Here is an 8906-nt window from a genome sequence, read left to right as displayed (position 1 = left end):
TGAAAGGTCGCGAAAGTCTGTGGACTTTGTGTAAGACAGTACATGGTTTTTTAACCGTGGTATGCAACGGTGGTTGAAGCAGAAACTTAAATCGTGAGGTTTAGGAATCGCCGCACTTTTAGGGCGGCGAGGATGTCAAAATTCCGTTTTCTCCCCTACAAGTGTTGTGCTATCCGTTTCCTGAACCATCAAAATATGATCTTCCCCGACTTCGATCGCTTTCGTCAACTCGCTGGCCAAGGTAACTTTATTCCTGTCTATCAAGAATGGATCGCTGACCTAGAAACACCCGTTTCGGCCTGGTATAAAGTTTGTGCCAATCAAGCCTACAATTTTTTATTAGAGTCGGTGGAAGGGGGCGAAACCTTGGGACGCTACAGCTTTTTAGGAGGCGATCCCGTCTGGGTATTAGAAGCGCGGGGAAACACCACCACCCAAAGTTTTCGCAATGGTTCTCAAGAGATTTTTTCGGGGGATCCTTTCGAGATTTTAACCCAATGTTTAGCCCCGATCGTGCCGGTTAAATTGCCGCAATTACCCGCCGGAATAGGGGGTTTATTTGGTTTTTGGGGTTATGAATTAATTAATTGGATCGAGCCGCGAGTACCTATTTATCCCGCTACCGATGCCGATCTACCGGATGGTATTTGGATGCAGGTGGATAATCTGATTATTTTCGATCAAGTTAAACGGAAAATATGGGCGATCGCTTATGCCGATATCCGGGGTAAAAATCCCGATTTAGCGGCCGCTTATCAAGCGGCCTGCGATCGAGTGACACAGTTAGTTCTGAAGTTACGATTACCCCTACCAACTAATGCCAAAACCCTAGAATTATTACCAGTTGGTCAGGGAAAAGAATTAGTCTATGAAAGCAATACAACTCAGGAAAAATTCTGTCAAAATGTCCTGAAAGCGAAGGATTACATCAAAGCGGGAGATATTTTTCAGGTGGTTATTTCCCAGCGTTTAAATGCCAATTATCAGGGTCATCCCTTCGATTTATATCGTTCCCTGCGTCTGATTAATCCTTCTCCCTACATGGCTTTTTATAACTTTAAGGATTGGCAAATTATTGGCTCTAGTCCTGAAGTGATGGTTAAGGCAGAACGGGACGAATTAGGTAAAATAAAGGCTACGGTCAGACCAATTGCTGGCACCCGTCGCCGGGGACAAAACTTCAGTGAAGACCAAGCTTTAGCAACGGATTTATTGCAAGATCCCAAAGAAATTGCCGAGCATATTATGTTAGTGGATTTGGGGAGAAATGATCTAGGTCGGGTGTGCGATCGAGGTACGGTCAAAGTGGATGAATTAATGATAATTGAACGTTATTCCCACGTTATGCACATTGTTAGTAATGTGGTGGGGGATTTAGCAACCAATAAAAGTGCTTGGGATTTATTAAAAGCTTGTTTTCCGGCTGGAACCGTCAGTGGGGCCCCGAAAATTCGCGCTATGGAAATTATTCATGAATTGGAACCCTGTCGTCGTGGTCCCTATTCAGGGGTTTATGGTTACTACGATTTCGAGGGACAGTTAAATAGTGCCATCACAATTCGCACTATGATTGTTCGTCCCCAAGGTAATCAAAATTATCTGGTTTCCGTGCAAGCGGGAGCAGGGTTAGTAGCCGATTCTGAGCCGGAGAAAGAGTATGAAGAAACCCTCAACAAAGCCAGGGGTTTATTGGAGGCAATTCGCTGTTTAAGTTAGATTTTTTGCCCGGGATCGTCCTTTGGACTTTTTTCCCATCAAAAAGTGCCAGTGATTGGGGTGATCGGGGGGAAAATTCAGGCACTTTTTCCCTGAAAATTAGGTAGTTGACCACCTGAAAATCGATAAAACCCCACACCCCACACCCTGCCACCACCGAAAAACTTTTTGCCGCAAACCCTATTTAACCTCATTCCAGTTAAGGGGATTTGGCCATGATTTCCGAGAAAGAATAGGGTTAACTAACCAGGATAACATCAAGGTTTCAGCTTATTGCCATAAGTTTAGCTACTTGGGTGTAATGGTTACTAAAATCTGATAGGAGGTTGGTGGAGTCGTTGTAGTCGTTAACACGAATAAAATTTGGTTATTAGTAAGAGGATCGATATTGATGTCTGAGGGTAAACCGGTATCAGAGGTATATGCTACGGTTGGTTTCTGCTTAGTGTAATCAATATAGGCATTACGAAGGCCATCCACATGGACCATAATGGCATCTCCAGCATCTGCATCAACAGGTGAATCCAAAGGTTTTTCCGGTTTCCCATTGGGCAAGTTGGAGTTGTCAGGTGCAGTACGAACACCGCAGGTATCACTGAATGTACAGGTTGTTCCTTTAATAACTTTAGCTGTAACAGTAGCTCCTGCCGGCACGATAACGATGGGTAGACTTGGGACCTCGTTCTGAGCCCCCCCACCGCTACTCTGATAAAAAGAGGTGGGGTCGTCTAGGTCGCAAAATTTTCGACAAGCTCTCGGGAAAACTGTGGTACTGACAGAGTATTCAACTTTCTCATTGGTAGTCATATTTACCTGAGCGTTGGCATTCAAAATCACTCGATTACGATCTTCGTGAACACAGGCAAAAAAACCGCCCACATCGTCAGTATTGGCGGGGATTCGGTTAAAATTCGCAGGACAATTACGGTTAACAGCAGCCGCTCCTAACATATCGGTGACAGGGGAATGTATGTAATTACCAATCTCATAGTTGCCATTAGCGTTCAAGTTCGGACCATAGCGCGACAAGACTCGCGGACCGGTCAAGCTATTTTCAGGGTTTCTGGTATAGTAAACGATCTGTCGAACGAGCAGATTATTGGGATTGCGGGGATCAGGAATTTGGAAAGCTAGAACTGCTCGCGCTCCTGGTATTGTTTCCCAATCGGGTACTTTATCCGTTATGATCTCAGCTTGAGAGTTAGCGATAATTTTTGCTCGTCTCACTTCATCTGAAACAAACTCTAGAGTACGATTAAGATTATTCCGGATTTCACTATCGGCATTGGCTCGATAGTTAGTTCTGAGCAGGTTAATCAAGCCATTTCCCGCTACGAAGACGGCAATCAGCATCATCAAACCTGCCAGTAAGACTTCTGTAATCGTGAAACCCGCTTGCAGACGACGATGAGCGGATTTTTTCTGCAAACGACCTAAGTGATTGATGTACTCTAAATAAAAACGCATAGCTTTAACCCGTCCCAATTTCTCTGTTCTGTACTCCCCTAAATATTTAACATTTATTGCAGTCACAGAGGCTTTATTAAACTATAGGTCAATCAAGTCGAAAGGGGTTTTCAGAAACCAGTGAAAATTTACTACTAACTACTACCTTCACAATTTCCCCAGAAAACTCCTGATCAAAAATGTCTTGACCTAACTAACTTTACCACTAACTACACAATAGTCCGAGAAAATCCTCTAGATAGTGATTTAGGTATGGCCAAAAATGTGATTTTGGTTACAGCTATTAATCGCTTTTGGGAGTAAGTGATTTTACAGGTGAGTTTTCCGTACACCCGTATTGGTATAATTATTGACCCCCAAGGAGATAAGAAGGCACAAGGACTGGTTACAATCAAGGATGAGTAATTTTTCGATCGATGTCATCTAAAAATAATCATGCGTCTCTTACACACCATGCTCCGGGTCAATAACTTGCAGGAATCTCTACAATTTTACTGCGATGTGCTAGGAATGAAGTTATTGCGCCAGAAAGACTATCCCAATGGTCAATTTACCCTCGCTTTCGTCGGTTATGGCGATGAGGCTAATCATGCTGTCATCGAACTGACCTATAATTGGGGAGTCGATCGCTATGAAGTCGGTAATGCTTACGGTCATATTGCCCTGGGGGTGGATGATATCTATAGCACCTGTGAGAAAATTAAAGCTCTTGGTGGCAATGTCACCAGGGAACCGGGCCCGATGAAACACGGTTCTACCGTGATTGCTTTCGTGGAAGATCCTAATGGCTACAAGATCGAGTTAATTCAACTAGGAACCCAAGCTGCTGCCGTGGCTACGGCTTAAATTTATTGCCATCAAAAGCTTATGACTGTTGAAATTGAACGGAAGTTTCTGGTTAAAGGGGATTCTTGGCGATCGCTTGCGACCGGCAAGTTGTATCGTCAGGGATATATTCCCACCCAAGATGGATTGACAACTGTGCGAGTTCGTGTAGTTGGAGATCGGGGTTATTTAACCATTAAAGGCAAGACTGAGGGCATTAGTCGCCCAGAATTCGAGTATGCAATTCCCCTAGAAGATGCGGCGCTCATGTTAGAAAACCTCTGTAAGAAACCTTTAATTGAAAAGATTCGTCATCGCATTTCTCTGGATAATTTAACTTGGGAAGTTGATGAATTTTTGGGGGATAATCAAGGTTTGATTATGGCTGAAATTGAGCTAGAACAAGAGGAGCAAGTCATTACTATTCCTGATTGGATCGGCCAAGAAGTCACGGGAGATGAGCGATACTACAATATCAATTTACAGAAATTTCCCTATAAAATGTGGTCATTGTAGTATTAATTTCTTTCGGGGTTAACTCTGGGTAGATACGGCTTTTTCTGATTCATTGAGCTTATTCGTTACCCGTCGGAGAACACCATTAATAAAGCGATAACCTTCATCATCAGAATAACGTTTTGCTAATTCGATCGCTTCATTAATCGCTACTTTTTGAGGTAGATCGAGATAGAGCATTTCTGCGACGGCAATTTGGAGGATATCCCGATCGATTCTTGGTAAACGATGTAGTTGCCAATCCACTAAAGCGCCGGTTAATTCCTGTTCGATTTCCGCACGACGACGATAGACTGTACCGATTAATTCTAGGGCATATTCCCGCACTTCGTACTGACTAGATAACTGAACAATTTCGGGAAAATCTATCACGGTTCCTAAACGATTAATCGCATTGTGAGTAAGAGAAATTGCTTCTTGTACCATAGTTTGGGCGCTTTTTAGATTTGTGGCCTTAGTATCACTAGCGAGAATCCGTTCATTACCGCGACTAATTTCGGCAGCAGCGGTTTCTAAGGTTTCTTGAATTTCCAGGGTTAAGGTTCTAACTGCGACTAAAATTAAATCGTTTAAAGTTTGCTGTTCTAGGTTTTCAGCATTGCCTTTAATCTGACTTAAACTCAAAAGGGCAAGTTCTCGAGCAATGCGACGGGGTTGTTGACGGGGAGACATAGAAGTTTAGAAGTAGAGGAAAGAAAATTATACAACTTTATTGATCGCTATTCGCTTGGGTTAATTTTTCTCGGCGATCTATCTTGACTTTCAGATCAATTCTTGACTAACCTCTATTCTAGCATAAAAGCTGCCAAGATTTAACTTTTCAGGTTTTAATTAGACAAAAGACAATATCTATCTTGAATCTCCCCTAATTTAGTCTCAGCTTCTTGAGCATTAATAGCTAATTGGGCAAACTCTAGAAAGCGTTTTAATTCCTTGCGTAATAAATTCCTTTCTACTTCCCAGGTTTCTCGATCTAAGGTCGGTGGCATAACAATCATATCAAATAAAGTGGCCTGTTTTTTATCGGGATGGGGTCGCAATATTCGCCCGCGACGCTGAATAAATTGTCGAGGATTACCACTACTAGCGAGAATGACTGCGTTTTGAATTGATGGCAGATCTACTCCCTCATCTAAACATCTAATTGCCACTAATCCTTGTAGATAACCCTCCTCAAATTGTTGGCGAATTTTTTCTCGTTCTTCTAGGGAAGTTTCTGCGGTGTAGGTAGCAACTCGATAACCTAATTGATTGCCCAATAAATGAGTAACTGCCTCTACTTGACGACGATAATTAGCAGTATAATTTTCCACATAACCATCCCCACAATAAAATAAAGTATGATCCGTATCTAACCGCTTTTGCATCAGTTGTTGTAAAGCCTGTAATTTATTACTTGCTGAACCAACTAATCGTGACCTTTGCATTAACAAAGCGGTGAGGTTCTCATTACTATTTAAATTACTATTTTTCTGCAAATTCCAGCCGATTCTTTGGGTTAATTTTGCGTATAATAAAGCCTCACCGTCGGTTAATTCAACCAAGACTGGATAATAAAAATAATTGACTAAAGCACCTTTGCTAATAGCATCAGCTAGGGTAAATTCTGGTTGTAGAATTTGCCCAAAATAATCAAGAATAGCGTCAGTTCCTTCCTCATCAAAATATCTTTCAGGAGTGGCGGTTAAAGCCAATCTTAGACCTAAAGAACGGGGTAATAATTCTTCTAATCGGGGGGAACCTAAATTATGTGCTTCATCACCAACGATTAAAGTTTTATCGGGAAAAAATTTTATTTGTGATTGAAACCCCTCGCTAATAAAAGTTGAGTTAGTAGTTAAAATAGTGACAAATTTTTGATTACCCGCTTGCACATTATATAACTCTGTGGCTAGTTGACTTTGCCATGTATGGACACTTTCGTAGGCTAAAATCGGTTTAAGATTAAATTTTTCCGCTTCTCGTTGCCATTGATTGACTAGGTGACGATAGGGGCAAATTACTAATAATACTTGCAGTTCTATCGCTTGGTAAAGTTCCATGGCAATAGCTAAAGCAGTAATAGTTTTACCGCTGCCAGTGGCCATTTTTAAAGTTCCCCGTCCCCGATTACGAAACCAACTGATAATCGCTGTATTTTGGTAGTCTCTCAATTCTAAATCGGGGGGAATTCTAGGAATACCAGAGGGATTAACTCGATAGAATCCTCGCAATTCAGCAACTTGTCTGAGCTTGCGGGAACTCAGAAAATCTCTAGTTATTTTTTCCCAATCTATCCAGCAACTATTCATAGGACCTCTTGTAAAAATCAAAAATTGTTGTTAGGGTTAGGAGTCAGTAGCCAGGAGTCAGGAGAATTAAGAATAAATAATAATCAGTTAAATGGTCTATTTACAGATTTTAGGCAATTTAATCCTTATTTTTGCCGTTTTTGAACCCTGAAAAATTAATTATGCAAGAGGTTTATAATAATAAATCCTGTTAAAAAGGTATCGGGGAGCAGCGGAGCGCCGGAGCAGAGAGAAACAATCCATAGCTTGGGAGTTCATCACACTATTAAAAATAGTTTTTGTATAAGCTCAAAAATAGCAAAAAGCCAAAAACCTAAAAGCTAAAGGTTGCTACCTATACAATGGGGATGGACTAAAAAGACCATCCCACAGCTGTCAAACCACTCTTAACTGTTATCCTAGAAACCTAGGGAATGATTGAGATAATTTACCTGGTCGCTACTTCTTCTTTTTGGGGAGTATTTTGCCGAAGTTTTTCTTGATCTTTGCGACGTTTTTTAGCATAAAGTTGGATTGTCACCGCCATCAATACCACTAAAGCTACAATTAACCAAGTGGTCAAATCGAGGGGTAATTGATTCTTAAATACTGCCAAAAGGACAATAACTACCAATAACAGGGTTGGTGCTTCATTTAATGCCCGAAATTGCTGTCCAGTCCAATTACATTCCCCTTTTTCTAGCTTTTTCATGATGCGACCACAGTAGAAATGATAGAGCAGTAAAAGAGCCACAAAGGATAATTTAATATGTAACCATCCCGATTTTAAAATTTCCGGTTCTGTGGAGATTAAACCGATCGCCATGGCCACGGTGACAATCATCCCCGGTGTGGTGATGATATTGTAGAGTCGCTTCTCCATGATCTCGTATTGCGCTTTCAGAATAGCTTGTGCGGGTTCCGTTTCTGTTGCTGCCTCCCCATGATAGACAAACAAACGTACTAAATAAAATAGTCCCGCAAACCAAACAACTACCCCAATCAGGTGAAATGCTTTAAACCAATAGTAAGCCATAGTCTATATTGTGATGTGAGTCCCGAATTAATTAGTCTAAGAGCTATCCATACTTTCCCAGACTATCCCTATACAAAAGTTTAGACGGAAAATAGGGGTTGGGGAGCAGGGGAGTAGGGAGCAGGGTAGAAAAAAGCTGTCTCCTGAATACTGTCTCCTGACTTGAAAGAGGGTGTGGGGTGTAGGGTGTAGGGTTTGGGGGGTCACTGCGTGCGCGTTGCGGGGGAAGAATAAATAAAAATAATCTCCTGACTCCTATCTCCTGTCTTCCGACTCCTAACTCCTAACGCAATGGTAGATGTTGGATTTTTGCAAGAGTCCTATTTTCCGACAAAGATAAGCAAAAATTATTGATTGACTCCAAAATCTTGAGAATATTTAAATTAACATTCCGCAATATTTACAAATTCTTAAAAATTAATTGAGAAAGATTTTCATTTAACAACGATGTTGCAATGGTAACAGCGATTTTATAGAATTTCATAATGGCTTGTCCTGTGCTTTTTTGGGCAGCAATGGTTGAAACCCTTGCCACACCTAGAAGGTAATCCTCATTAAGACGGGTAAATGAGTCAATTTCACCCACAATGATGATCTTTTTTTTGTGTAGTTTTATTGCAAAAAAAAAGTTTTTTTGACAAAAAGCACAAAGTATGATAGAGACCTGACGTATTTCTGGCTGCCAGTAGTGATTGGAGAGAAGGGAGCAGGGAGCTTACTTTTCCCGTTAAGTCTGAAAACGACGGCAGAATAAGGGTTTCAGGCTCTTCTCAATTGTCAATAAGCTAATCTTAATGACAATGACCAACGAGAGAATAGGACTTCGAGATAGGGGGAAAGCAAGCGATCGCTCAATTAAAAAGATAGCGGGAAAAGTCAGAGCAGGGAGAGGGGAGCAGGGAGAATAAATAAAAACAATCTCCTGAATACTGACTCCCATCTCCTGAATACTGACGACCGATAGCTAATTAGGGTCTGCTGAAAAAGTTTTTCGGTGGGGGTTAGGAGTTGCGGAGGTGGGAGTCGGTGCGGAGATGGGTGTACTGACAAATCCCATCTCGTAGAGTTGTTGATAG

Annotated in this window: 9 protein-coding genes; 3 read left to right on the top strand and 6 right to left on the bottom strand. The window is 41.5% G+C overall.

The window, feature by feature from the left end:
* The first annotated feature begins 195 nt into the window (after positions 1-195).
* Positions 196-1716, top strand: a complete 1521-nt coding sequence (trpE, locus tag IM319_RS15990; RefSeq protein ID WP_287684931.1) for an anthranilate synthase component I — start codon at positions 196-198, stop codon at positions 1714-1716.
* Here the strand turns inward: trpE and IM319_RS15985 are convergent.
* Positions 1670-1870, bottom strand: coding sequence for a hypothetical protein (locus IM319_RS15985; protein ID WP_287736246.1), 201 nt, complete (start codon positions 1868-1870; stop codon positions 1670-1672). The two genes, trpE and IM319_RS15985, sit on opposite strands and share 47 nt — an antisense overlap.
* 134 nt (positions 1871-2004) lie before the next feature.
* A complete protein-coding gene (locus IM319_RS15980) occupies positions 2005-3249 on the bottom strand; it encodes a PulJ/GspJ family protein (RefSeq protein WP_353857204.1) in 1245 nt (414 codons plus the stop codon).
* Positions 3250-3618: 369 nt separating this feature from the next.
* On the opposite strand from IM319_RS15980, the gene gloA reads away from it, so the two are divergent.
* Together gloA and IM319_RS15970 are read left to right on the top strand one after the other, a co-directional pair.
* Positions 3619-4029, top strand: a complete 411-nt coding sequence (gloA, locus tag IM319_RS15975; protein ID WP_002796773.1) for a lactoylglutathione lyase — start codon at positions 3619-3621, stop codon at positions 4027-4029.
* A gap of 21 nt (positions 4030-4050) precedes the next feature.
* The gene (locus tag IM319_RS15970; protein WP_287684923.1) at positions 4051-4524 is read left to right on the top strand and encodes a CYTH domain-containing protein; all 474 of its coding nucleotides are present in this window, start codon (positions 4051-4053) and stop codon (positions 4522-4524) included.
* Positions 4525-4542: 18 nt separating this feature from the next.
* On the opposite strand, the gene nusB is transcribed toward IM319_RS15970, so the two are convergent.
* The 4 genes from nusB to IM319_RS15950 form a co-directional block, all read right to left on the bottom strand.
* Positions 4543-5196 (bottom strand): transcription antitermination factor NusB, encoded by a 654-nt coding sequence (nusB, locus tag IM319_RS15965; protein WP_287736243.1) that lies wholly within the window; start codon positions 5194-5196, stop codon positions 4543-4545.
* 155 nt (positions 5197-5351) lie between these two features.
* Positions 5352-6815 carry a DNA phosphorothioation system restriction enzyme gene (locus IM319_RS15960; protein ID WP_287684922.1) on the bottom strand — a complete coding sequence of 488 codons (1464 nt, stop codon included), beginning with the start codon at positions 6813-6815 and terminating at the stop codon, positions 5352-5354.
* Positions 6816-7242: 427 nt separating this feature from the next.
* Positions 7243-7830: a protoporphyrinogen oxidase HemJ gene (gene hemJ / locus IM319_RS15955; RefSeq protein ID WP_286824591.1), complete on the bottom strand. Its 588-nt coding sequence runs from the start codon at positions 7828-7830 to the stop codon at positions 7243-7245.
* A 400-nt stretch (positions 7831-8230) separates the two neighbouring features.
* Positions 8231-8416 (bottom strand): hypothetical protein, encoded by a 186-nt coding sequence (locus IM319_RS15950; RefSeq protein WP_287684921.1) that lies wholly within the window; start codon positions 8414-8416, stop codon positions 8231-8233.
* Positions 8417-8906: the final 490 nt, after the last annotated feature.

Origin of the sequence: Microcystis sp. M113S1 (genome assembly GCF_020246945.1) — a bacterium.
Classification (GTDB): Bacteria; Cyanobacteriota; Cyanobacteriia; order Cyanobacteriales; family Microcystaceae; genus Microcystis.
The sequence above is the reverse complement of the archived record's forward strand: the minus strand, read 5'-3'. Positions and strand labels throughout refer to the sequence as shown.

Bases quoted from the DNA above. Each gene is read 5' to 3' on its own strand.
- trpE (WP_287684931.1), top strand. From the start codon at position 196: ATGATCTTCCCCGACTTCGATCGCTTTCGTCAACTCGCTGGCCAAGGT.
- gloA (WP_002796773.1), top strand. From the start codon at position 3,619: ATGCGTCTCTTACACACCATGCTCCGGGTCAATAACTTGCAGGAATCT.
- IM319_RS15970 (WP_287684923.1), top strand. From the start codon at position 4,051: ATGACTGTTGAAATTGAACGGAAGTTTCTGGTTAAAGGGGATTCTTGG.
- nusB (WP_287736243.1), bottom strand. From the start codon at position 5,196: ATGTCTCCCCGTCAACAACCCCGTCGCATTGCTCGAGAACTTGCCCTT.
- IM319_RS15960 (WP_287684922.1), bottom strand. From the start codon at position 6,815: ATGAATAGTTGCTGGATAGATTGGGAAAAAATAACTAGAGATTTTCTG.
- hemJ (WP_286824591.1), bottom strand. From the start codon at position 7,830: ATGGCTTACTATTGGTTTAAAGCATTTCACCTGATTGGGGTAGTTGTT.